Source organism: Rhizobacter sp. (genome assembly GCF_032229685.1).
Lineage (GTDB): Bacteria > Pseudomonadota > Gammaproteobacteria > Burkholderiales > Burkholderiaceae_C > LMDS01.
Genome location: NZ_JAVTWP010000014.1, coordinates 50983 through 74611 on the forward strand (window position 1 = coordinate 50983; position 23629 = coordinate 74611).

General features: G+C 65.5%; 24 protein-coding genes. 14 read left to right on the forward strand and 10 right to left on the reverse strand.

What is annotated here, in order from left to right:
• Window positions 1–29: 29 nt before the first annotated feature.
• Complete coding sequence (locus AC30PD_RS07520; RefSeq protein ID WP_489535029.1) at window positions 30–1247, reverse strand: integrase domain-containing protein; 1218 nt, start codon at window positions 1245–1247, stop codon at window positions 30–32.
• 1117 nt (window positions 1248–2364) lie between these two features.
• Between AC30PD_RS07520 and AC30PD_RS07525 the strand changes: the two genes are divergently transcribed.
• From AC30PD_RS07525 to AC30PD_RS07540, 4 genes are all read left to right on the forward strand, one after another.
• Entirely contained in the window at window positions 2365–3480 is a 1116-nt protein-coding gene (locus AC30PD_RS07525; RefSeq protein ID WP_489535030.1) for a PRTRC system protein D, read from the forward strand.
• A complete protein-coding gene (locus tag AC30PD_RS07530; protein ID WP_489535031.1) occupies window positions 3477–3770 on the forward strand; it encodes a hypothetical protein in 294 nt (97 codons plus the stop codon). The genes AC30PD_RS07525 and AC30PD_RS07530 overlap by 4 nt, the downstream gene beginning before the upstream one ends.
• Window positions 3771–3917: 147 nt before the next feature.
• Window positions 3918–4241 carry a CFI-box-CTERM domain-containing protein gene (locus tag AC30PD_RS07535; protein ID WP_489535057.1) on the forward strand — a complete coding sequence of 108 codons (324 nt, stop codon included), beginning with the start codon at window positions 3918–3920 and terminating at the stop codon, window positions 4239–4241.
• 4 nt (window positions 4242–4245) lie between these two features.
• Complete coding sequence (locus tag AC30PD_RS07540) at window positions 4246–4794, forward strand: PD-(D/E)XK nuclease family protein (RefSeq protein ID WP_489535032.1); 549 nt, start codon at window positions 4246–4248, stop codon at window positions 4792–4794.
• A gap of 79 nt (window positions 4795–4873) precedes the next feature.
• Here the strand turns inward: AC30PD_RS07540 and AC30PD_RS07545 are convergent, their stop codons facing one another.
• The 5 genes from AC30PD_RS07545 to AC30PD_RS07565 are packed head-to-tail and all read right to left on the reverse strand — an operon-like array spanning window position 4874 to window position 8876.
• Window positions 4874–5395, reverse strand: a complete 522-nt coding sequence (locus AC30PD_RS07545) for a ubiquitination-like system serine protease family protein (RefSeq protein ID WP_489535033.1) — start codon at window positions 5393–5395, stop codon at window positions 4874–4876.
• Complete coding sequence (locus AC30PD_RS07550) at window positions 5392–6906, reverse strand: phosphotransferase (RefSeq protein ID WP_489535034.1); 1515 nt, start codon at window positions 6904–6906, stop codon at window positions 5392–5394. Before AC30PD_RS07550 ends, AC30PD_RS07545 begins: the two co-directional genes overlap by 4 nt.
• A complete protein-coding gene (locus AC30PD_RS07555; RefSeq protein ID WP_489535035.1) occupies window positions 6887–8230 on the reverse strand; it encodes a HesA/MoeB/ThiF family protein in 1344 nt (447 codons plus the stop codon). Before AC30PD_RS07555 ends, AC30PD_RS07550 begins: the two co-directional genes overlap by 20 nt.
• A complete protein-coding gene (locus AC30PD_RS07560) occupies window positions 8227–8607 on the reverse strand; it encodes an E2/UBC family protein (RefSeq protein ID WP_489535036.1) in 381 nt (126 codons plus the stop codon). The genes AC30PD_RS07555 and AC30PD_RS07560 overlap by 4 nt, the downstream gene beginning before the upstream one ends.
• A 5-nt stretch (window positions 8608–8612) precedes the next feature.
• The gene (locus AC30PD_RS07565; protein WP_489535037.1) at window positions 8613–8876 is read right to left on the reverse strand and encodes a hypothetical protein; all 264 of its coding nucleotides are present in this window, start codon (window positions 8874–8876) and stop codon (window positions 8613–8615) included.
• Between the two features lie 321 nt (window positions 8877–9197).
• On the opposite strand from AC30PD_RS07565, the gene AC30PD_RS07570 reads away from it, so the two are divergent.
• From AC30PD_RS07570 to AC30PD_RS07580, 3 genes are read left to right on the forward strand one after another with little or no spacing between them, the layout of a single operon-like run.
• The gene (locus AC30PD_RS07570) at window positions 9198–9839 is read left to right on the forward strand and encodes a hypothetical protein (RefSeq protein WP_489535038.1); all 642 of its coding nucleotides are present in this window, start codon (window positions 9198–9200) and stop codon (window positions 9837–9839) included.
• Window positions 9836–10243 (forward strand): hypothetical protein, encoded by a 408-nt coding sequence (locus tag AC30PD_RS07575; protein WP_489535039.1) that lies wholly within the window; start codon window positions 9836–9838, stop codon window positions 10241–10243. The genes AC30PD_RS07570 and AC30PD_RS07575 overlap by 4 nt, the downstream gene beginning before the upstream one ends.
• A gap of 6 nt (window positions 10244–10249) precedes the next feature.
• A complete protein-coding gene (locus AC30PD_RS07580) occupies window positions 10250–11050 on the forward strand; it encodes an ImmA/IrrE family metallo-endopeptidase (protein ID WP_489535040.1) in 801 nt (266 codons plus the stop codon).
• A gap of 352 nt (window positions 11051–11402) precedes the next feature.
• On the opposite strand, the gene AC30PD_RS07585 is transcribed toward AC30PD_RS07580, so the two are convergent.
• Window positions 11403–12953, reverse strand: a complete 1551-nt coding sequence (locus tag AC30PD_RS07585; RefSeq protein ID WP_489535041.1) for a BamA/TamA family outer membrane protein — start codon at window positions 12951–12953, stop codon at window positions 11403–11405.
• Window positions 12954–13298: 345 nt separating this feature from the next.
• On the opposite strand from AC30PD_RS07585, the gene AC30PD_RS07590 reads away from it, so the two are divergent.
• From AC30PD_RS07590 to AC30PD_RS07605, 4 genes are all read left to right on the forward strand, one after another.
• Window positions 13299–13892 carry a phosphatase PAP2 family protein gene (locus tag AC30PD_RS07590; protein WP_489535042.1) on the forward strand — a complete coding sequence of 198 codons (594 nt, stop codon included), beginning with the start codon at window positions 13299–13301 and terminating at the stop codon, window positions 13890–13892.
• 19 nt (window positions 13893–13911) lie between these two features.
• A complete protein-coding gene (locus AC30PD_RS07595) occupies window positions 13912–14571 on the forward strand; it encodes a response regulator (RefSeq protein WP_489535043.1) in 660 nt (219 codons plus the stop codon).
• A gap of 102 nt (window positions 14572–14673) precedes the next feature.
• Window positions 14674–15951, forward strand: coding sequence for a sensor histidine kinase (locus tag AC30PD_RS07600; RefSeq protein WP_489535044.1), 1278 nt, complete (start codon window positions 14674–14676; stop codon window positions 15949–15951).
• A gap of 27 nt (window positions 15952–15978) precedes the next feature.
• The gene (locus tag AC30PD_RS07605) at window positions 15979–16413 is read left to right on the forward strand and encodes a GtrA family protein (RefSeq protein ID WP_489535045.1); all 435 of its coding nucleotides are present in this window, start codon (window positions 15979–15981) and stop codon (window positions 16411–16413) included.
• Here the strand turns inward: AC30PD_RS07605 and AC30PD_RS07610 are convergent.
• The 3 genes from AC30PD_RS07610 to AC30PD_RS07620 are packed head-to-tail and all read right to left on the reverse strand — an operon-like array spanning window position 16361 to window position 20643.
• Window positions 16361–17935, reverse strand: a complete 1575-nt coding sequence (locus AC30PD_RS07610; RefSeq protein WP_489535046.1) for an ArnT family glycosyltransferase — start codon at window positions 17933–17935, stop codon at window positions 16361–16363. The genes AC30PD_RS07605 and AC30PD_RS07610 overlap by 53 nt on opposite strands.
• Window positions 17932–19008: a glycosyltransferase family 2 protein gene (locus AC30PD_RS07615; protein WP_489535047.1), complete on the reverse strand. Its 1077-nt coding sequence runs from the start codon at window positions 19006–19008 to the stop codon at window positions 17932–17934. The genes AC30PD_RS07610 and AC30PD_RS07615 overlap by 4 nt, the downstream gene beginning before the upstream one ends.
• A 57-nt stretch (window positions 19009–19065) precedes the next feature.
• Complete coding sequence (locus tag AC30PD_RS07620; RefSeq protein ID WP_489535048.1) at window positions 19066–20643, reverse strand: ArnT family glycosyltransferase; 1578 nt, start codon at window positions 20641–20643, stop codon at window positions 19066–19068.
• A gap of 203 nt (window positions 20644–20846) precedes the next feature.
• On the opposite strand from AC30PD_RS07620, the gene AC30PD_RS07625 reads away from it, so the two are divergent.
• Genes AC30PD_RS07625 through AC30PD_RS07635 form a run of 3 tightly spaced genes read left to right on the forward strand, consistent with a single transcriptional unit; the run spans window position 20847 to window position 23627 of the window.
• Window positions 20847–22424: a phytoene desaturase gene (locus AC30PD_RS07625; protein ID WP_489535049.1), complete on the forward strand. Its 1578-nt coding sequence runs from the start codon at window positions 20847–20849 to the stop codon at window positions 22422–22424.
• A complete protein-coding gene (locus tag AC30PD_RS07630; protein ID WP_489535050.1) occupies window positions 22402–23487 on the forward strand; it encodes a phytoene/squalene synthase family protein in 1086 nt (361 codons plus the stop codon). The genes AC30PD_RS07625 and AC30PD_RS07630 overlap by 23 nt, the downstream gene beginning before the upstream one ends.
• Window positions 23484–23627: a hypothetical protein gene (locus AC30PD_RS07635; RefSeq protein ID WP_489535051.1), complete on the forward strand. Its 144-nt coding sequence runs from the start codon at window positions 23484–23486 to the stop codon at window positions 23625–23627. Before AC30PD_RS07630 ends, AC30PD_RS07635 begins: the two co-directional genes overlap by 4 nt.
• The last annotated feature ends 2 nt before the right edge of the window (window positions 23628–23629 follow it).

The following is a 23629-nucleotide window of genomic DNA, read 5'->3' on the forward strand; positions in this document are numbered from 1 at the left end:
AGCACAGGGTGCTGCGGCGCCGCCCGCACTCAGGCCGGGGGCACATCCGGCGGAGCCTTCTCGGCGGGGTCGGGAGACGATCCGCCGCTCGGATCACCCGCCCGCGCCGAGGGTCGCCGACGCTTGCCGAGAACCGCGCCAAGGTACGCACCAGAAGCCTTGGCCCGGCCATGACCGGCGAGTTTGGCAATCTGCAGCCGGGCCGCGTGGTCAATGTCGGGCGGTACCGGCCCGCCACCCCGAACGGGTGAGAGGTAGCCGCTGGCGCCCTGGTAGGCGTTGTTCAGCATCTCGTGACGAAGCCCGTGGCCGGTGGCGCCGAGTTCACGGAATTTCAGGCCAAACGTGGCCAAGACGTAGCTGAACCGGCGAAGGTTCTGCTCCAGCGTTTTGGCTGGGTCGCCAAGATGCCCGTCCAGATGAACCGTCACGTTTTCGGCGAGCGCCATCGCCGCGTGTCGCTCCGGGCAGTCCAGCGGCACGAAGCGTTCGCGCCCGCCCTTGCTGCCGGCCTTGATCCGTACATACCGATCCGCCTGGCGCTCTGCGTCGGGTAGGCCAGTCTCGTCGAACGACATGGCGCTTGCGAAAGGCCTGAACATCACGGCCTCTTTGCGTCGCAGCCCCAGGGCCAGGATCACCCGCAACTGCGCGCCGACAAAGCGGTCGTACGTCGCGATTCGCGTCAGCATGTCTTCGATGTCGATGCCCTGGGCCGACCAGCTCTTGTCGCGCAGCGCGACCTCGTGGCGCCGGTACTCCTCGATTTCCAGCCCGTAGTACGCCGGGCCGCGCACGAAGCCGTGCTTGCCGAGCCACATGGCCAGCCCGCGCAGGAAACTCAGGTAGGTCTGGATCGTTGCCGGTGCCAGGTGCTCGCGCCGCCACACGTCGACCATCGCCTGGATGTGGCGGTGACCCAGGTTGCGCGGGTCGGGCAGGGTCTTGAAGCCGCCCTTGGTTTTCAGGTCACGGAAGAAGCGGCGCAGGAACATGGCGCGCTCGTGGCGCGTCTTGTGCGAGACCGTCTTCTCCAGCGCGGTGTGCTGCGCATTGAACAGCGTCAGCAGAATTTCCAGCACGCGCAACGGCGGTGCCGCGCCCGGCTTCTGCCGGGCCAGGATCTCGTTCGTGCTCAGACCGGCCCACTCCTGGCGACGGACCGGCTGGTGGCGCGAGGAACGGCCGCCGACGGGCGAGCCTTGCGGGCGGCGTCGGGAGGCGGAACGGACGGAAGGATCGGACATGGGTCTCTCCGGTATCACCCGGCCACCGCCCGAACGGGGGACAGGTCAGTCAAATGGGGGGAATCCGATGGGGGCCACCGTCCGGGGGAATTCCGAAGCCCGGACGGCTGGTGGTCGTGTCGATCGCGCAGCACGCGACCACCGGCGGTGCTGCGCTCACCCAGATTTGTGCCGATCCGGCCAGCGGCACGCATGCCACGGCGAAGTCAGCTCGGTCGGTCTTAAAAATGAAACGGTTGATCCGTCCCGGGCACGCATTTCTGCGATCACGGGCTTGTGGATGCCGGCAAGCCTCGAGGGCACAGCCGGCAACGGCGCAGAGGTCCAGCCTCAGCGCGCCTGATGGATCAGTTCGAGATTCGTAGCGCCATCCACTCGCATGGGTCCACCCCTGACCGAATGTCCAGGGCGGTGTCGAGTTGTCGAGCGAGGTCGTGCGGGGAGCCCACAAGGGCAAACACAGCCGCACGGTGCGTGGAACGCGTGCTCGAAGGAGGGCGGGAACAGCGGATCGGCATCGGGTGCCGACAAAGCGTTTGCGTCATGCCGCGGCGCGTTCTCGAAGAACGCCCAGCGAGGTCGCTGGAAAGCCGTGGCGTATGCACTACGAGGGAGATCGCTTGCGGGTCATCAACTCGGGGCGATGACCAGGCCGATTCGAGGATCGGCGCTTGAAAGGCGGGTAACGACCGCAACGCCTTTTTGACTCCGCGATGGAGCAGGGCAAGGAGCCTTCGGGAGCCGCCAGTTGACGACAGAGCAGTGCGTGGGTCAAGCGTCGTGCATCGATTTCGGGTGGCGAACACGACGCGTCGAAGCGCGGGGCTGAGCCGCAATTAGTTGAAGGAGAGGGTCGCGAGCGAGGCGCCACGGGGGCTTGACAAGCGCATCGGCCGCCTCTGGTTCGATCCCTCCACTCGAAGGCTGCCGTGCGAGGCCGCTGCGGCGCGCAGTCTGCGATTCGAGCCCTTGACAGGGCAGGCGCCGGTGCGACCGTGGTGCGATGCAAGACCTCCTCGCGCGACCGGCTATCAAGTCACGCTGCAGTTCGACAGCAGCGAACTCTGGCGGCGGTCCATTCGGACCTGATCCCGAAAGCCGGCACGGAACCGATGACATGCGCGTGGATGACCTGGAACTGCCCGTCGATGCTGGCGGGATTGCAACTTTGAAGCGGAGCTTTGTCATGGAACTGATCGTCAGAGCGGTGGATGTCGGCTTCGGCAACACCAAGTTCATCACCGGAGTCGCCGGGGGCGATATTCGTTGCGCCAGCATTCCCTCGCTGGCTTACCCGAGCGCGCGCGATCCCGCCACGTTGCCCGCCGCCGAACGTCGCAAGACGATGGCGATTCCGATCAACGGTCTGTACTACGAGGTGGGGCAGGACGTGGCGCTGGCGACGGACAACCTTCGCGCCACCCACTTGCACGATCGCTACACCGAGACACCCGAGTACATGGCGCTGCTGCGGTGTGCGCTCGCTCTGATGAAGGTTCCCAGCATCGACCTTTTGGTGGTGGGCCTGCCGGTGTCGCACTTCATGGGCAAGAAGGCGGCGCTCGAAAAGGCGGTGACCGGTACGCACGACGTCGGCGGCGGCAAGGCGGTGATCGTCCGCAAGGCCTTGGTCGTTGCGCAGCCGCAGGGCGCACTCGTGTACTACGCCGCAACACACCAGAAGATGGCGACCATCGAGCACGAGCAGAGCCTGATCATCGACCCCGGCTCGCGGACCTTTGACTGGCTGGTCGCGCGGGGCATGCGCCTCGTGCTGAAGACGAGTGACTCCGTCACCCGCGGGGTGTCGCACGTGCTGCGCGTCATTGCGAGCGATATCAGCACCGAGATCGGCACACCCTACACCGACCTCGACGCCATCGATCGAGCGCTGCGCACGGGCAAGAACCCGATGGTCTATCAGAAGACCTACGACATCTCGAAGCTGATGCCGGTGGCGCACTCGGTGGCAGAACGCGCCGTCGGCGCGATGCTCGAAAGCATCCCGGCCGACTACAGCTTCCAGAACATCATCCTCGTCGGGGGTGGAGCGTTCTTGTTCAAGGGTGCGGTGAAGCAGGCCTTTCCGAAGCACCGCATCCTGGAAGTGAGGGAGCCGATGTACGCCAACGTGCGCGGGTTCCAGATCGCCGGCATGAACTACGCGCGCAGCGTGATGGAGCCGGCCAGTGGCACCGGGCGCGTGGCGCGAATGGAAGGAGAGGGCGCATGACCATCCCAGCCAAGAGTGCCGGCCCGATCAGCATGCTGTTCGAGATGAATCGCGAAGACAACCCGCGGCTATACGACGACCTGGCGCGATTCAACAAAGGCACGAAGCGGGTCAACCGTCTGCGCTTTCTGGCGCACGAAGGGCTGCTGGCGCAGAACTGGTTGCTCGTGCCGGCGATGGCCGGCGCGGCGGCTGCGCTTCCGTTGCCTGCAGGTCCGACAGCGGGTGGGTTCGATCCTGGTGAACCGACCGTGACGAACCAGATGTTCGGGCAGCCGCTGAGCGAGTAGGGGCACACCGTGACTGGCACGAAGCGACGAGCCACCAAGATGGATCGGGTCAGCGCGTCCGAACTCGCGCAGATGGGCGTCTGTGAGAGGCGGGTCAAGTTCGAGCATGACCGTGGCAGGCGACGGACGCCCGGGCAACTGCAGGCGATGGAGCGGGGGCGGCGGGCCCATGAAACTTTCTACCGGGACGGCCAAGATACTGCACGAACTGGCGATCGATGCTTTGTGGCGACGCTGGTGTTCGGCGAAGCGCCAGGGACCCACATCTTGAGGTGCTTCCGGGATCGAGTCATGCGGCCTCGGCCGTTGGGGCGCCGCTTGATCGTCGCGTACTACCGGTTCGCGCCAGCCGTGTGTAGGTTTCTGGATCGCCGTCCGAGCTTGCTTCCTGTCGCGCGTGCGCTGCTGCGCGCAGTGGTCCCGATCGCCAGTCGATGGCTTGAGTGGCAGTGGCGCCGCCATGATCGCTAGCGTCTTGGCCGCGCTGCTGATGCTCGCGAGCACCCTCGGGGTCGCCTGGTCGTTGTCGAGGCGGCGCCGTGCTGGATCGGTGCCCGTGAATCTGCCAAGGGAACTGCGCGACGCGCGGCTACTGTATGCCGAGCAGCTATTCGCGGCGACGGGCCGCCTGTCGATTTCTGCGCGAGTAGACCGTGCCTATCAAGTGCCGTCCGGCGTGATCGTTCTGCTCGAACTCAAAACGCGTGAGCTAGACAGATCCTACTTGTCGGACGTGATCGAGTTGTCGGCACAACGCGCTGCGATCGCGCTCCAAACGGGAGAGACGGTTTCGGATCACGCATATGTCGCCGTTCGGCGTCCCGGTAGTGCGGCGCCAAGAATCCATCAGGTGCGATTGATGTCCATATTGGAGGTGAAGGCCCTGGCGGCGCGTCGCGAAAGGATACTCTTGGATAGGCTGGCGCCGGGCTATGCGAGCTCGGCTGAAATCTGCCGTCGGTGCGCATTCGCATCAGGCTGCGAGAAATTCAAAGCTGGCGGGCTCCGTAAGCATGAAACGTAGAAGTCGCCACGTTGCTGCCGTCGACAAACACGCGGCTGTAGACGCGGCTGAACAAGCCATCGGGCTCGTCACTGGCAAGTCAGGGTTGCCGGCTTGCCAACCGAAAGCGGTCTTTTTCATCTCCCGCTCCGCTCTGGACCAACCCGCGCATCCTCAGCCGATTGCAGGCGACAAGTACGGCCCACGGAACTGCTTCCAACTGATCGGCGACGTCGACGTACTGTTGCAGTTCCTCTGTGAGCCGCGACAGGACCGTCTGTTCAAACGACTCACTCGTGGCCTCCAGTTCTTCGTGCCAGTCGCACCAGTAGACGCGCGAACGCCAGACGATGAAGTGGCTTTCACATCCTGTGGTGCGCCACACAGAGGGGTACATACTGACCACGGCGGTGTCGTGGTAAAGGCGCCAAGCCGGCCCACTTCGGCGGTCAAGATTGACGGTCAGCATCTCTCCGCAACCGTCGGGGCAGGCCATGACCAAGGATCGATCGACGCCCCGGTGCACCAGGGCAGCTTCACCAGGTTTCGCGACCAGGTCATCGGCCTCATGCCGATGCTCGACGACACCTCGAAAATGGATCCTGGCAGCGCGGCGCTTCATGCAACCTCCTCGTACTGGCACTCAGTCTCTTCGATGGTCCGCAGCAACTTGCACCCGAGCGCCCAAGCCCAGGTCCTGCGGTATTCGTCACCGATTGGATCTATCGAGTCAGGTTCGAATGTTGCCCGCCGCAACAGATACAGCGCCAAGGTGATGGCGTAGTCGGCAGGCGCGCTGGATGCGAGCGCGACGCGGCGGGTGTGGATGACGCCGTCGCGCAGCCAGTTCGTCCCTGCCGCCGCATCGGACGGGCGTGACTCGACCACGAGTGGATACGAGAACAACGCCTGCACGGTCTGCAACCACTCAACCGGCTCGATCTCGAATCCCTTCGGTGGGCTTTGAAATGCGATCCACACCTCGAGAGAGGCGGGGTCAGCGCCAAGAGGGCCCATCATGGCCTTGGCAAGGTCGATGATGATCGCGTCGGATCCCCGCACGCGCACGTTCTCAGCGTGCATGTCACCGTGGATAGGCGCCTTTGGCCAGCACCGGGTCGGCAAGTTCAGAAACGCTTCCCAGATCTCTTGCGGGTCGTGAACGAATCCCAGGCTTGCCGCCGCCTTGACGTAACGCTTGCGCACGTTCGCGGGTTTGAACACCCCGGCGAGAGAGGGCGCGATCGACCCGTGCTCGGTCTGCGTCGCAGCGTGCGCGGTTCGCCAACCCGCCAGTGTCTCGGTGAAGAGGCTCTGAATTGCGGCTTCCGCGCGTCCTTGCACCACCAAGGCCCACAGTGACTCAGACTTGGGTACGAAGCTACCAACCAGGATGCCGTTGTCGGCACCGATCAGGCAACGGGCCGGCTGGAGGTTCGGGCGCAGATACCAGGCGATATGGGTCTCCGCATAGCGCTCGTAGCACGCCTGCTCGGCGGCGATCAAAGCCGCTCGGTCGAGCTTGGCGAAGAACGGCAGCGGGTGGGGACCGGCCAAGGAATTCGAGAGGGTGGCCTGCACGGACAACGTCAGCGCCGATCGTCCGCCTGACAGCTCCGTCAGATGAATCGCCGAACAGTCGCTGAACGCGCGTCGCAGCAGAAACTCCTGCGTCACGGTCAGGTTCACGCCGTCCGAAGCCTCAATCTTGAGCGCTGGGTGGATGGCGGGGCCTGGCGTGTGACGTGCAAAAATTTCTGCGACCTCGTGCGGCGTTGCACCTAGTCGATAGCGGATGCGCTCGCGAGCGGGTCCTACGGGCACGGCCTTGTCGATGCAGCCTTGAACGAACGCGTGTGCGACGCTGTCACCAACCAGCACCAGAATCTGGAGTCCGTGGTCCAGAGCGATCGCGATTCCGCCGAGAGCCTGCTTGGCCGCGGGCACCTTTGGTGGCATGGCGCAGATGACCAGGCCGCGGACAAACCTGTAGTCGAAAGTCACCTTCTCGAGGTCACCCGGGTCTACCTCGCACACCGTCAAACCCCGGTTCGCGAGTTCGGCGCGGTGCCCCGAGTTCGGCGAAGCACCCAGCCACATGACCTGGGAGCGTTCAGGATTCAACGTGCTCATGGCGCACCGGGAGAGCCCAACTCATGCCGCGAGCCAGCGCGCCTTCCGACGAGCAGACGATGCAGTTCTGGCGTGGAGGCAGCACCTGGGGCCGCACGGACCCACGGATACCGTCATAGTGAAGCAGACGCGCCTCTGTCGGGTACGACGTCACTGCCGACAAGAACATGGTCACCGCCGCCGAGGTGACAGTTCCATTGAGCGGCAGGACAGCGGGCTGGGGCACCGAGGCGCCGACGAAGTATGGGTCGGCGTGGCGCTGCGCCGGCGTCATCAGCTCCCAGCGCACCGCTTGCCCATCGATCCCGTCGGCGCAGACCATGCAGCCCAGGCCCGGCGCCAGCATCTGCACCCGGCCCGTGACCGAGGCGATCCGACCATCGACCAAGTGGATCGCCACGCCCATGTCGATCATGGGAATCAAGTATTGATACGCCAACTGGTTGAGCACCGAACGGCTGGCCATCGAGTCAGTGCAGCCGAAGATGAAGTCCATCTCGGTAAGTCGGCCGGCCACGGCGCCGTCGACCACATCGCCCTCGAGGGCCTCGCAGTGCGCAGCCGGGTTGATCGCCTGCACAGCGGCGCGGGCGACCTCGACCTTGAGCTTGCCCACGTCGGACGGCGTCGCACCAAGCAAACGGTTCAGATTGGTCCGGTCGACAACGTCGTGATCGATCAGAAGCAGCCGACCGACCCCGAGATGGGCTAGTTGCTGCGCGACGATCGAGCCCGTGCCGCCCAAGCCGACAACGGCGACAGCCACATTGCGCAGGCTCGCCTGACCGTCCGGTCCGAAGGCGCGCATTTGACGGTCATAGCGCGCATCCTCCGCGTAGTCATCGGTGCCCGTGTAACGACGGACCGACGACCCGACCGCTCTAGCCGTCACCGGAGTTGTGCCACCCATGTCGCGCATGTGCACGGCGGAATGGGTCACCACCGCGGTGAAATGATCTTGGCCCGGCACGCGCGCGGCGAAGTACGGCTGCAAGGCCGCTTCGCCATGATCATCCTCGCTGGAGAAACCCTCGAAGGGATGCATTCCCGGATGGGTGTGCAGCATCGCCACGCCGCCCTTAAGCACGCGCGCCCGGTTCGCCACCGTCACCATGAACTCGGGGCTAAGCGAGGCCCGGCTCGGGCTACGATTCAGGTAGGCGGTCTCAGGGGGGTGCATGACCTCGCGCACGGTGTAGCGCGGCCCGTCTTGGCCCCCGCCGGCACGATGGACAAATCCGACTGCGCAAGACTCCAGGCGCTCGGTCGCTGCGAGCCGATGAAGTTCAAGCAGATCGGAAAGCGTGAACGTGACAGTCTTCATACCGGTTGCGCCAGGCGCTGGCGAATCACCGTCAGCCAAGTCGTGAGGTCGTCCCGCGTCGCGTTCCATGTCTGCAGGTGCCATGAGAACCACAGCATGGGCTGGTCAAGGTGCGGAATGGGGTTGGTCAGGTTGGCGTTCTGAGGGAGCGCGCCGGAACTCAGGCGCAGGTCCTGCTCGGCCCAGAAGCAATCGGGCTGGGCGAACGGGTAGCCCTGCGGTGCCACCAGATGCACTGCTGTCTGCGGTTTGTTCCAGCCCGCGGGCAGGGCGACGTGCGGGATCGAGATCACCCGGCTGCCATCGGGCAACTCCTGGACCTGCAAGTCCGGCTCGCGCGCGCGGAGCCGGTCCAGGTGGATGTCAACCGGTCCCATGGCGATTACCCGAAGTTGGCGGGCGGAACCAAGGTGAAGCGGCGCGGGCCATGGCCGTCGTCCATCGACACCTTCTCGTCGTCGGCGATGATCCGATCCGGATCGTGGCCGTGACCTTCGAGCGACAGCTTCGTACCGGGCGGCACATCGGGAACGTAGGCCTTGATCTGAGCGCCGGTAAGTTCCCGCTCCGTGGTCTCGTACTTTTCCGAGCCCACAAAGAATCTGTAGATCTTCGGCTTCTTGTCGTCGTCGTGATTGCCGTTCATGTTCACCTCCTTCAGGTCGAGTGCGGCCGTGTGAGCCTTTGGCCAATCCCACTGCCCACACCATCAAATGCTCCGGCCGAGGTTCGTTGCAGACATCGGCTGAAAAATCCTCGTGAGGTAGCCCTGAAGCGGTTCAGCGCTCCGCCTTGGATGGCATATCCCCTCTCTTGTGGATGCTCCGCGTCATCGATCGCGCGGACATTGCGCTGCGAAGCTGGGCGCCGGGGGTACTGAAGGAAGATCGCCTGCCGGACGTTCGTCACGTTCTTCTTTGCTGAAATCCGCATCGAACCTCACCGGGTCGCAGAAAATCTTGGGGTGATGTCCGAGTTGCCCCGGCATAGGAGCACTGAGGATGACCAAGAACAAAACATGGTGCTGGAGGTGACCCGCGTGCATTGGACGATCGAAGAGTTCCAGGTGTGGTTGGAGGCGCACCTGTCGACCAGGGTGGATTCCAAGCGCTGGATCGTTATGGCCAAGCGCTTGCTCGGGACCTTGGCCATCGAGCCCGACGACCTGCTACGCGAGGCGACGCTCCGGATCCTGGCAGGTCAACGCCAGCTCAACAAAAGCGTTCCGATCGAGGTGAACCTGTTCGGGGTGATGCGCAGCATCGCCTCGAGTTGGCACAAGCGAAGGAAGCGCAAGCCGGAAATCAGCCTGGAAGACCTCGTGTCCAGCGACGATGAGGGCGGTGGGGGTGATGTCCTGGAAGTGCTGCTGATCCCCGACGACGGCCGCGCGCCGAGCCCCGAGGAAGAACTGGCGTACAAACAAGAAATGGATGCGCTGCAGGCCGTGTTCGCAGATCGACCAGACGCGCAGCTGGTGCTCATGGGTCGCGCCGAGGGCCTGAAGGGCGCCGACCTGGCAGAGTTTGCGGAGCTGAACGCATCCCAGTTGGCAACGGTCCAACGTCTGATCGCGCGTCGGTTGGCCGGGTACAGGAGAGACGAATGAGCAAGACCTCGAACACAAGGACGCAGCTCAGGAACGTCTGGGTTGCGACTGTTGAAGACCTGATGGGGATGACCGAGAGCGAACTCGACGCGGAGCTGAAGGAACAGGGGATCGATCCGGAAGTGGCGGCTCAACGCGGCAATAGCGCTGTCGAGGAGGCGACGGCGGCTTCACGATCGCTGCAACGAGCGATAAAGCGGCAACAGATGGAACAGGCTCGAGGTGCGCCAGGCCTCATTCGTGACCCGACTGTCACGGCAGACGAAGCCAGGGTGAGGCTGGCCCGTCTCGTCGCGGCCAACGATGCCAAGCTCACGCTGGCTGCCCGAAACCGGGATCCCGGCGATATGGATGACGAAGAGGTGCTGGCCCTGTACTGGCAGGTGCAGGAACTGTCGCGTTGAGCCCCCATGCGAAGGCCCGAAGAACTGCTGCGATTGACACTGGTTGACTCGCCAGACGACATTGATCTGGAGGTCATCGCTTTCGAGGCTGGCCTGGAGGTGCGTGACCGCGCGCTCGTCGGGTGCGAGGCGACCTTGCTCGGCTACGGTGACAAGGGAATCGTGACGGTCACCACCGGTGTGTCTCCTGAGCGGCGGCGATTCTCGATCGCACACGAGGTGGGTCACTGGGAGCAGCACCGCGGCCAAAGTTTCGTTTGCCGCGTGGAGGAGCGGGCCCTGGACAAGGCGGCTAGAACCAAGGAGCGCGAAGCCGACGACTACGCATCGTCGCTGATGATGCCGACCGACCTCTTCAAGGAAGCGATCCGAAGCAGCAAGGGTGGCGTCGCGATACCGATGATCAGCGCTCTTGCCACGACATTCAAGGCGAGCTTTCCGGCGGCGGCGATTCGGTACGTTGAACTTTCGGGAGAGCCGGTGGTGCTGATCTTCAACGGCACTGGTGCCCACAAGGGTCGCTGGTGGTCGTCTCGGTCCAAGCGCGTGCCGGAGCATCTGTGGTTGAGTCGGGACCTGGACGAAGATTCATTCGCCAGCGACCTGCTCAGCGAGCCCGCCACAACCAAGCGCGTTGGGAAAATGCCTGCGGAGGCCTGGTTCGAGTCGGTTGACCCGGACCGTTATGAAGTTCAGGAGCAGTCGGTGCGCTTTCCCGAGGGCATCTATACCGTCCTGCACTTGACCGATGAAGAGTTGTTGGTGGAGCGCATGTCCGCCAAGCGGGGCGGGAACAATGCGGAATAGCTTCCACCAAGGATAGGAAGCGCTCTCCGTCGGCGTCCAGCAACCGCACTCAGGAGCCGGGGATTGACCAAGGTCGCAACTCATGTCGGCGGTGCAGTTGAGTAAACGCTTGACCGCACGTGCAACGGTGGATCGATATGAGACGTTGTGGTCCAGCGTTGGCCGATGCACAATGACGTCGAGTCGAGGTCTCTTTCCAGCAAAATCTGGATAGGGGAACGGGCAGGGGAACAACCAGTTATCCTCCGCGAAAGTTTCCAACGAGATCAAGAACTTACGTGCTGCTTTCGAGCCCCATCAGCCACCCCATCATTCCAGCTGGCCTCTGGCCCCGCATCGCGCGGCGCGCCACTCAGAAGCTGGCCCTGGTCTTCACGAGCAACTGAAACTTCTTCACGTCAGAGTTGGCGTTTGAAGGAAATGCGACGTCGATGTGCAGCACGTTGCTGAATGCCGTGCGTGCGTTGACGACGCGAAGGCCGAAGCCGGCGTTGCCGAGCCAACCCGGGTTGCTGGTGTTCACGTTGTCGCCGCCCCAGGCGCGCCCGGCGTCGATGAAGGCGGCGCCACCGATTCGAAACAGGCGCCAGAGGTAGATGTTGGTGTAGAAGCGTTCCTCCACAGTGAACAGGGCGCGCCGCGTGCCGCTCTGGTAGCGCAGCGGGTAGCCGCGCAGGCCGTTGTCGCCGCCGAGCAGCAATGAGTCGGTCGCGTCGGGCCGGGTCAGCAAGTCGCCCGCGGCCGAGGCGTAGAAGAGCCAGTGCGATGTCTGTGGCAGGTAGTACTGCGCCTGCGCACCCAGCCGCTGGCGCCGGACCTGCGTGCCGGCGTACTGGCCAGTGAGCGTGGCCGATGCGACCAGCGTCTGGTCGGGCATCGGCTCGAAGCCGCGGCTGATCGTCCATGCATAGACCAGCGCGTCCCGGCTGGAGCCGAGTCGGCGCGCCGCCCAGCCGAGTTGAAGGGTCGACGCCAGGCCGAGAGCGAAGAACTCGGGGCGCCCGATCAGATTGCGGTTCAGCTCCCGCTCGTAGCGGTCTTCGATGAGCGCTCCTCTGAAGAATGGCGCGACCAGTTTTTCATCGGTCGGCAAGCGGGCGGGTTCGGCGAGGCCCGGTTCGGACGCGTAGGCGTCGTTCTGGTACGCCAGACCCAGGGAGTAACGTTGCACCCATCCGCCCACAAGACCGGGTGACCAGCCTGCGAACGCCTCGCCCTGTTCCTGCCAGTGGCGATACTGGCCCACCACCTTGCCGGCGTTGTACACAGGGTCGATGCGCGTGTCCTTGACGGCAGCGATGCCCGCGCTCCAGCGCGCATCGAGTTCGTTGAACGGCCGCACCAGAGACGCCGTGTCGCGCCGGCCGTCGCTGTTGGTGGCGTGGCTGACGCCGAGTGACGCGCCGGTCCCGAGGACACGATCACTGGAGAACTGGAACTCGTTTCCTGTGCGGTCGACGTTTCTGGAGTAAATGAACTCGACCGTCGCCCCCGTGCCGAAGAGGTTGTACTCCCTGAGGTGGATGCCGCTGGTGTTGGCGCCGCCCGAGCGGCCGGCACTGACACCGGGATCGAGCGACCACGTGTCGCGCGTCGACACCTCGATGTCGACCACGCCGTCGTGATACGCCACCGGTCTGAACTGCACGTCGTAGAGATAGCGGTTGGCGCGCAGCAGGCGCTCGGTCTCTTCGATCAGGCGCAGCGAGACCGGCTCGCCACTCTTGAACAACAGTGCGCGCCGGACGACGTCAGGGCGGGTCTGAATGTGCAGCGCGTTCGCCGCGCGGAAGAGCAGTTTGTCTTCTTTCGGATCGGACGTGTCGAAGATGGCCTGGGGCACGACCCGGATCTCGCCGATCGTGGCCCCCTCAGCCTCCAGTTCTGCAAAGGTCGGCAGCACCGGCGGCGGCGAGTCTTGCGCCATGGCCACACCGTACAGGCTGAACAACAGCAAAAAGGCGCGGCTCAGGGTGCGCTGGGCCGAGCGCCGCGCCGGAGACCTGCGCTTTTCGATGAAGACACTTCCTGTGAATATTTGCACTCGACGATGATCGCGCCCACGGCCTTACGCAAGCCTTAACGCCCACACCCGCTGCATCGCGCCGGGCCGGCCGAATTCGGCCGCCACGAGTTGCCGTGTGGTTGCGCGCGGGCCACGCGTTAAGTTTCTTTTAAGCGACAGCCTTCGAGCATGCGTCGAGCCTGCGAGCGATGTCGCGACGTGCCAGCGGCTCGCACCCCGCCCATGAACAACCTGCATCTGTTTCAGTTGATCAACGCTGCTCCCGGGTTGAGCTACCCACCGTGGCTTGTGGCCACGCTGCTGGCGCGGTGGATCATCTGGCTGGTTCCGGTCTCGCTGGTGATCGTGTGGGTTCGCGGCACACAAGAGGCACGCCACGAAATCCTCGTGGTGCTGCTCGCCGTGGGCTTGTCGCTGGCATTTGCGGAATTCGTTTCACTGGTCTGGCCCCAACCACGCCCGCTGTCGCTGCACGTGGGCACGCAGTATCTCGAGCACGACACAAGCCCGGGCCTGCCGAGTCGCCAGGTGACGGTCTTGTGGACCCTCGCCTTCGCTTCGCTCAGAACGAGAACGGTCGCCTTGTGGGGCTTTCCCCTGCTGGGTTTGGGTCTGATCGTCGGCTGGAGCCGCGTCTACCTCGGCGTCCACTTTCCCTTCGACATCGTGGCGGCGTTGCCCGTGGCCTGGCTGGGCGCGATCGCGGCCACTGCACTGAGTCGGCGCATGCAGCCGACGTTCGCCCGCCTGTTGAGCCTCTATGATCGATGCGTGGCCCGATGGCGAGGCGGGTCTGGGCCCAGCCGCAAGACCTGAACCGAGTCAGCCCGAACCGATGCGAATCCTGCTGATCGAAGACGATGCCATGATCGGCAACGCCGTGCGCCGCGGGCTTGCAGACGCCGGATTTGCGGTCGATGCGGTCACCGATGGTCGCGCAGCCGAACTCGCGCTCGACAACGCCGTTTACGACCTGGCTGTGCTCGACCTCGGGCTGCCGAAGAAGGACGGCATGGCCATCCTGGCCACACTGCGCGGCAAGGGCAACGCCATGCCGGTCCTGATCACCTCGGCGCGCGACACCGTGCGCGATCGAATAGCCGGCCTGGAGGCTGGCGCTGACGACTACCTGCTCAAGCCGTTCGACATGGACGAACTGGTGGCTCGGGTGCGGGCCCTGCTGAGGCGCCATGTCGGCAGCGGGTCACCGCTGCTGCGCTTCGGGGCCCTCGTGCTCGACCCGCTGCGCAAGCTGGTGACACTCGGCGAAGAATCGATCGACCTGTCGGCCAAGGAGTTCGCCGTGCTCGAGGCATTGATGCAGCGCCCTGGTGCGGTGCTCTCGCGTGCGCAACTCGAGGAGTCGGTCTACGGCTGGGGCGACGAGATCGGCAGCAACGCGATCGAAGTGCATCTGCATCACCTGCGGAAAAAGCTCGGGGCCGGCGTGATCAAGAACGTGCGGGGCGTGGGGTACCGCGTCACGGAGGGCTGAGTGCGTTCGATCGAGCGCTACTTGCTGGCCTGGACCATGGGTGCCCTGTTTCTGGGCACGGTGGCGATCGTTCTGGTGACCTACCTTGTCACGCTGGACGAGATGAACGAGATCTTCGATGCCGACCTCAAGAACGTGGCCGAGGCGCTCGGCACGCATCACCGTGCGGGCCTCGGCCCCGGCGATCCGGCGGAACCGAAATCTCCGGCGCGCACCGATGTTGCGGACCCGGCCGAGATCGTGACCGTGACCTGGACGGAAGACGGGCGGCGGGTCTTCTCTTCCGACCCGCGGGTGGCGATTCCGTTCAGCGCCCGCGAAGCGCTTTCACAGATGCGCGTCGCGCAGGAGGACTGGCTCGTGTACACCGACGTCAGTGCCAACGGTGTGGCGCAAGCCGCACAGCGCATGTCGGCACGGCACGACACGGCGGCCGAGTCGGCGTCGAAGATCTTCGTGCCAATGATCGTGCTCGCGCTCTTCGTCGCCGGCCTGATGGTCGTGGCACTTCGGCGGGGTCTCACGCCACTCGACGACGCAGCGCAGAGTGTTGCCTCGCGCACGGCCTTGTCGTTGTCGCCGATACCGACGGCAGACGTGCCTGCCGAGATCACGCCCTTGGTGACCTCGATCAACGGGTTGATGGCGCGTTTGTCGCACGCGTTCACGACCCAGCGGAGCTTTCTCGCCGATGCAGCGCACGAACTGCGCACGCCGGTGACAGCGTTGCGGTTGCAACTGCAGTTGCTCCAGCGATCCCACGACGCCGCCGGGCGCGCCGAGGCCATCGCTGAATTGCAGGTGGGCATCGACAGGTCGCAACGGCTGCTCGAGCAGCTCTTGCATGTGGCTCGATTCGATCCCGAAGGCGAAGTGATGCACCGCGAGGTGGTCGATCTCGCGCGGTTGGTGCGTGATGTCGTGAGCGCCATGAGCCCGGGGGCGGACCACCGTGGGCTCGACCTCGGCGCTGCGGCAGAGGCCGAGGTGCTCGCCGAAGGCGATTGGGGTCAGCTCACGGTTCTCTTGAACAACCTGGTCGAAAACGCGCTGCGCTACACCGCGCCGGGTGGCGTGGTGGACGTTCAGGTCAGCCGGCTCGACGGCAGGCCGACGCTGAGTGTCTTCGACACGGGGCCCGGCATTGCCGAATCCGAACGGGAACTGGTCTTCGGCCGCTTCTATCGCGGCCCCGAGGCCCGTGCCAGCGAACCGGGAGGCAGCGGCCTCGGGCTGGCCATCGTGCGGGCCATCGCCGACTTGCACGGCGCCGTGGTGTCCCTGCACACCCCGGCCTCGGGCAAGGGACTGGAGGTTCGGGTCGTGTTCCCACAGGCGGCTTCTTCGGCGGCGAGGCCGCCGCTCGAAAACGACGCCTGAACAGGCTCCTCGATCCAGCTCGCCCCGATGCCCGAACCACACGCCACTGGCGATCACGCTGCGGCGCGCCACAGCGAAGCAAGGCGTGTCGGCCGCTTCGTTGCCGTGGGTTGCGCCGCTGCCGCCGTGCATTGGGCTGTGGTGGTGGTGATGGTGAGCCAGTGGGGCTGGCAACCGCTCATTGCCAACGTGCTCGGGTGGCTGCTGGCGTTCACGGTGTCCTTTGCCGGCCACCAGCAACTCACTTTTCGCGACCGGCAAGTGCCGGTGTGGAGTTCGCTCGGGCGTTTTTTCGTTGTGTCAGCAGGCGGGTTTTGCGTCAACGAGTTGACGTATGCGCTGTTGCTGGGTTGGAGCGGGCAGCGCTACGACCTGGTGCTGGCGACCGTGCTGCTGGGCGTGGCGATCGTCACCTTCCTGCTGAGCCGGCACTGGGTGTTCCTTCGCAGCGAAGGGCGTTGAACAGGGCGGGCTCCGACGGATCGACCCGCCACAGACGGATGTCACGCACGCTGGTGACAAGGCTGGCGATCTTCAGGAACGGGTACGCGTCCGCGGCCGAAGCGGGCCCGACCAGCCAACTGCCCGGCGACGCGCACACAGCAGCCGGCAATGCCGCCGGCAAGAAGAGCACGGAGGCCGCGCCTGGTTTGGCGAACTGGTGAGCGTCGGCCAGTTCCTTGCGCCAGTTGTCGCGTGTCTGCAGCTCATGGCTTCGCCATTCGTCGACCACGGGGCTGGCCGTGGTCAGCCTCGCGTAGAACGGCAGGTCGTAGTAGTAGTGCCCCAGCATGAACACCGGCTCGCCGGGCTTGTGGCGGGCGCCCAGAACCTGCGCCAGGTCGCGCTGCGAGTTGGAAGGCCAGAGTGCCAGCCCGATGGCGGTGGCCACACCGATGAAGCCGGCAGCGGCGGCGCCGGCCCGCCACCAGCGTTTCATGCGGGGCGAGGGCGTGGCGGTCTGTGCAAAGCCCACGGCCATCAGCGCCGCCAGCGGTGGCACGGCCGGGAGTATGTAGCCCACCAACTTGGACTGCGGCAAAGAGAAGAAGAGCAGCACCAGCCCGACCCACAGCAACAGCAGAAGTCGAACTTCGCGCTGGGTGCTGTCGGCCGGCGCGGCGCGGAAGAACAGCCGGTAGAGCCAGGGGAGCCAGGGCACGCTGAAGAGCAGCAGCAGCGCCGGATAGAACCAGAACGGCTGCACATTGTTGAACCCGCCCGCGGCGAAGCGCTTGAAGTGCTGGACGACAAAGAAGTAGTCGAGGAAGTCCGGAAAGCGCAACTGCATCACCACGAACCACGGCGCCGCCACCACGAAGAACAGGAGCAGGCCAGGCCACCACAACAGCTTGCGAAGCACGTGCCAGCGTCGCTGCACGATCAGCCACACGCCGACCACGAGCGCGGGAATCACGATTCCGATCAGTCCCTTGGCGAGCACGCCGACGGCGGCCATGGCGTAGGCGCAGGCGAGCATGCGCCGATAGGGCAGCCTGCGATCGGCGTTGAGGGCTGCGTGTGCGGCCAGCACGATGGTGGCGGTGATGCAGCCCGCGACCAGCATGTCGAGGTTGGCGAACTGCCCACCCAGGTAGAACAGGGGTTGCGCGAGCAGCGCCACGAGGGTGGACCGCGCCGGACGGTCCCCCACCCAATGCCGGATGAACAGGTACAGCGCGAAAGCCCCCAAGGTCGAACCCAGCAACGGCGCCACCCTGCCTGCCCACTCGTGCAGGCCGAGCACGGACATCGCGCCCGCCGTGATCCAGTAGAACAACGGAGGCTTGTGGAAGAACGGCAGGCCATCGAGCGTCGGTGTGAGCCAGTCGCCAGAGCGCATCATCTCCCACGCCACGCCGACGTATCGGCCTTCGTCGGGCAGCATCAGGGGGCGCATCCAGGCTGTCGCGCTCAGCCACAGGAAGACAAGCACCAGGGTCGGAGCCGGCTCGCGCCACCCGGCCCAGCGTGCCGAGGTCACGGGCGAGTCACCTTCAGCCCTTGCCCCATCTCACGCTTCACGACGAACAGCGGCCGAGCTTTCACTTCTTCGAAGATACGGCCGATGTATTCGCCCACGATGCCCAGTGACAGCAATTGAATGCCGGCGAAGAGCATCAGGCTCACGACGATCGTCGTCCAGCCATTGACGTCGTGCCCGTAAATCAGGTAAGTCGCCGTCAGGTAGCCGCCGTAGAGAAACGACATCAGCGCCAGCGCGAAGCCGAGCATGCTGACAGCCCGCAACGGCCAGGTGGTGAAGGCCGTCAACCCGTCGAGCGACAGGCGGATCAGGCGCAAGGGGCTGAAGTGGCTGTGGCCGTGGGCGCGCGCGGCGGGAACATAGGGCACGGCCACGGCCTTGAAGCCGACCCAGGCGTACAGCCCTTTCATGAACCGGTTGCGTTCCGGCAGCGCCAGCAGCGCGTCGACGACACGGCGGTCCATCAGTCGAAAGTCGCCTGCCCCGGCAGGCACCTCGAAGCGATCGGCCGCGTTCACCAGCGAATAGAACCAGCGCGTGCCGATCCGCTTGAAACGGCCTTCATCGCTGCGATCGCGCCGCACTGCATAGGCGACGTCGGCACCTTCGCGCCAGTGGCGGACGAAGGTCGCGATGAGTTCGGGAGAGTGCTGCAGGTCGGCGTCCAGCGTCACCACGACCTCGCCCGCGGCGGCGTCGAGGCCTGCGGTCAGCGCGGCCTCCTTGCCGAAGTTGCGCGACAACTGCAGCGCGCGAAAGCCGGGAACGCGGGCCCATGTGTCGAGCAGGACAGCCGTGGCGTCGGTGCTGCCGTCGTCGACGATGATGACTTCCCACGATGGGGTGATGTCATCGAGGCAGTTCCTCAAGAGAGGCAACAGGAGCACCAGATTTGCCGCCTCGTTCCGGCACGGAATCACACAGGAGACCAAAGGTGCGCCGCGGCGTTCTCCGTCCACACCGGCAAATCGGTCGGCCTGGACGACAGTGGCCTGGGCATCGCCCACGGGGTTTTCTGCGGCCTGGCGATGTGGGTTGCCGGTCAAAGTCGGCACGAAGGGTAGGCTCATGGGGTTCTCGAAAAAGAGCTCGTGCGGCAGTGTGTCGACGCGCGACTTAATCGATGCTTAAAAAGGGCATGGTGCCGCGTCGCTCGGCCGGATGACCTTCCACCCGATGCCCGGAAGGGCCGGACCGACCGGGCTGCCGGAGGGCAACTGGTCCGAGTGCCCGATCTGGAGCGCACCGCACCGACGCGGCAGATCGAGGCCGACCCAGGGGCTGCGGTCGAAGTTGCCGTCGAGCAGGACCAATGGCCGTTCCGGCAGTTGAAGTGCCAATGCCCCGGCCATGGCGGGTTCTCCGATGATGACGCGGATCGGGCCGCCCAGCAGGGCTCTTGCGGGCGGACCGACGGCGTCGGCGAAGGCCTTCGACGGGAAGTTGCGCCAGTGATTGTTCTTCAACGCGGCCAGACCCATCGGTGACGTGGCGTAGCTCATCAACAGCAGGAGGCCCTGCAGCGCGAGGAATGCTTTCAGCGCGAACGCCAGGCGCACGCGTGACCAGAATGCATGGGGCACCCAGTCCATGGCTGCCGGTACAACGAAGGGCAGGAACGCGGTACCCCATTGGAGTTGCAGGTCGGAGCCGAGAGCCACGCCCATCGCGGGCATGAAGAGCATCGGTACGGCCGCCCAGCTCAGGACGAGTGCCCTGCTTCCCGGCTTGACCTCGCCCGGTGGCAAAGTGCCCGCCGCAGCGGAAGGTGCGCGTCTGGCCGCGCTCCAGGCGCACGCAGCGAGAAAGAGGATCGCAGGCATGCCCCGATTGAGCAATTGATCGGCCGCCCATTGACCGGCATTGGCGAGCCGATCGGCGGTACCGAGGTGTGCAGCCAGCGAGCTGCCCATCGCGTAGCGGATCGGGCTGTAGTCGTGGGCGGCCAGCCACACAAGGTGAGGGCTGAAGACGAGCAGGGCGGTCAAGGTTGCCAGGAGCAGGCCGCGCACGTGCCGCGGCTCGCGCCAGGCTCGCTGCGATGCCAGGAAACACAGCAACGACAGCGCCGTCACGGCGATCTGGTATTTGCTCAAGGCCCCGAGACCCAGGGTCACGCCGAGCGCGAACCACCAGCGCAGGCGCTTCTCGTCGAAAGCGCGCCAGCAGCACCACGCGCTCAGCACCACCATGAGCATGAGCACGACGTTGTGGTTGTAGTAGTTCAATCGCCCGTTGTAGTAGGTGATGCACAACGCTGCCAGCAAGGCGAGCGTGGCATGCGCGGGGCCACGCAGCGCTCGGAGCAGAGTCCACAAGACACCCATCGCTGCCAGCGTCACGGCCGCACCGAGCAGCGCGGCAGTCCACGCGGAGATGCCCAGAAACTGCACGGGTAACCACAACAACCACGTCGGCAGCGGCGGGTGTTTGTAGTAGCCAAGCTCCAGCGAACGAACCCATGTGAGCTGCTCGATGCTGTCGACTGGCGGAGACAGGCTCGCCGATGCCAGGTGCCACAACCAGACCACAGCAAACACCAGGAGCCCAAAGGTCACCTGCCGCCATGAGGGTGTCTGCGCGGACGCAGGCTCCCCGTACCGGGCCTCCGTGGGTCGGCGGACGCGGGCAATCCCGGTCATGCGGGCAGGCTGCCACAGCGGCGTGGTTTTCGGTCGCGTGCGCTGCCACGCCAGTTGCTGCACCACTGAATTCCCACGGCCATCTTTTCCCGGAGTCGCCTGCCGACACTGTCGAGGAGATCGACTTAAACAGGACTTAACCGGCGACGACGCGGCCCGGCCCGGTGCCGTTCCCGCAGCAGGTGCACGCCGCATGGATGCGCCCGATGTGACTCGGGCGCATCCAGCAATTGTCAGAATGTTCTGACACTCATACTATTGGCGTCATGTTGACATTCAAGTCGCCGGCCGCCCCATCGGTTGATTCCGCGCCTGGCCAACCCCACGCCGTTGTCATCGGCAGTGGCTTCGGCGGGCTGGCTGCCGCCGTGCGGCTCGGCGCACGCGGTTATCGGGTGACCGTGCTCGAAAAGCTCGACGCGCCAGGTGGCCGTGCCTACGTGTACAGGCAAGACGGGTTCACCTTCGATGCCGGCCCGACCGTGATCACCGCACCCTTCCTGTTCGAGGAGCTGTGGGCACTTTGCGGCCGCCGCATGGCCGACGACATCGATCTGCGGCCGGTGGCACCGTTTTACCGGATCCGCTTCGACGACGGCGACGTGTTCGACTACAGCGGCGACGCCGCGGCGATGCGCGCCGAAGTTGCCCGCTTTGCGCCGGCCGACGTGGCCGGCTACGAGCGTTTTCTGCAAGCCAGCGAGTCGATCTACAAGGTCGGGTTCGAGCAACTCGGCCACGTGGCGTTCGACTCGTGGACCGACATGGCGCGCGTGCTGCCCGAGTTGCTCAAGCTCGAGGGTTATCGCACCGTCTACTCGCTCGCGTGCAAGCACGTCAGTGACCCGCGCTTGCGCGTGGTGCTGACCTTCCAGTCGCTGCTGGTCGGCGGCAACCCGTTTGCCACCACCTCGGTCTACTGCCTGATCGCGTTCCTGGAACGCCGCTGGGGTGTGCACTTCCCGATGGGCGGCACCGGCAGCCTCGTCAAGGGCCTGGTGAGCCTGATCGAAGGGCAGGGGGGCAGCGTGCGCTGCAACGCCGGTGTGGCGCAGATCACCGTCGATGCGGGTGCCGCCTCCGGCGTGCGTCTGGAGAACGGTGAAAACATCGCCGCCGACGTGGTCGTCTCGAACGCCGATTCGGCCTGGACCTACCGCCACCTCGTGCCCGCCGAACACCGCAAGCGCTGGACCGACCGGCGCATCGAGAAGGCCCGCTATTCGATGAGCCTGTTCGTCTGGTATTTCGGAACGAAGCGGCAGTACCCCGACGTGGCGCACCACACCATCGCGCTCGGCCCGCGCTACCGCGAGTTGCTGACCGACATCTTCGAGCGCAAGCGGCTCGCCGACGATTTCAGCCTTTACCTGCACCGGCCCACCGCCACCGACCCGTCGCTCGCGCCGCCGGGTTGCGATGCCTTCTACGTGCTCTCGCCGGTGCCGCACCTGCAGAGCGGGACCGACTGGCGCGTGCAGGCCGAGCCCTATCGGCTGGCGATCCAGAAGCGGCTGCAGGACACGTTGTTGCCGAACCTCTCCGAAGAGATCGTCAGCTCGCGTCTGCTCACGCCACAGGACTTTCAGGACCGGCTGTCGTCGTTCCGCGGTGCCGCGTTCAGCCTCGAACCGGTGCTCACCCAGAGCGCCTGGTTCCGCCCGCACAACCGCAGCGAAGAGCTCGATCGCCTCTACCTCGTTGGCGCTGGCACGCACCCCGGTGCCGGCCTACCCGGTGTGCTTTCTTCAGCCCGTGTACTCGACTCGGTGGTTCCCCATGCAGACTCGCTTGCCATTGCCAGCCCCGGTCTCGTCGCCGATGTTTCCATCGCTGCCGCCTGACAACGGTACCGAGGTCGCGGCCGATCTGGCCGCGTGCCGTACCGCGCTGCGCAACGGTTCGAAGACCTTTCTCGCGGCGTCGTTCATGCTGCCGCGCCGCGTGCACGAACCGGCTTCGGCGCTGTACGCGTTCTGCCGGCTCGCCGACGACGCGGTCGATGCGCAAGACAGCAGCCGTCAAGACGCCGTGGGGAGCTTGCGCGAGCGCCTGAGGCTCGCTTACGCCGGCACCCCGCAGAACGCTGCGGCAGACCGCGCACTCGCCGTCGTTGTCGAACGCCACGCCATTCCGCAGGCCTTGTTCGATGCTTTGCTCGAAGGCTTCGAGTGGGACCTGCAGGGCCGCCGCTACGAAACGCTGGAAGCGCTGCACGATTACGCCGCGCGCGTGGCCGGCACGGTCGGCGCCATGATGGCCTTGCTGATGGGTGTGCGATCACCCGAAGGCCAGGCGCGGGCCTGCGATCTCGGGGTGGCCATGCAGCTGTCGAACATCGCGCGCGACGTGGGCGAAGACGCGCGCATGGGCCGCCTTTACCTGCCGCGCGCCTGGATGCGCGAAGCCGGTCTCGACCCCGACGCGTGGCTGGCGCAGCCGGTGTTCAGCCCGGCGCTCGGCGGCGTGGTGCAGCGCCTGCTCGATGCCGCCGAGTCGCTGTACCGGCGTGTCGACGCCGGTGTGGCGCGCCTGCCGCTGGGGTGTCGCCCGGGCATCAACGCCGCTCGCTTCCTCTATGCCGAGATCGGCCACGAAGTCGCCCGGCGTGGCCTCGACTCGGTGGCGCAACGTGCCCGTGTGTCGGCCAAGCGCAAGGCCTGGCTGTTGTTGCGTGCGCTCGTGCAGGTGGCACCGGCCGCATCGCCGCAGCCCTTGCCGCCGCTCGCGGCGAACCGGTTCCTGGTGGATGCCGCGGTCGCGATGGCGGCACCCGCCGTCGCGCCGGCGAGCCGGCCCCGCAGCGTCGCCGATCGTGTGGTCTGGACGGCCGAACTCTTCGCACGTCTCGAACAACGCGACCGACTGATGGCCCGCGGTGGTGCCGGGCGCGCCGTGAGTTCGTGAGTTCCACCCTGATCATCGCGCTCGAGTTCACCGCCGTCATCGGCGTGGTGCTCGGCCTCGGCATCTGGGAGCTGTGGGGTTTGCGTCGCGAGAAAAGAAAAGACGAAGCGGCCCGGTCGGCGCCGCCGCGCGAACCCTGAGC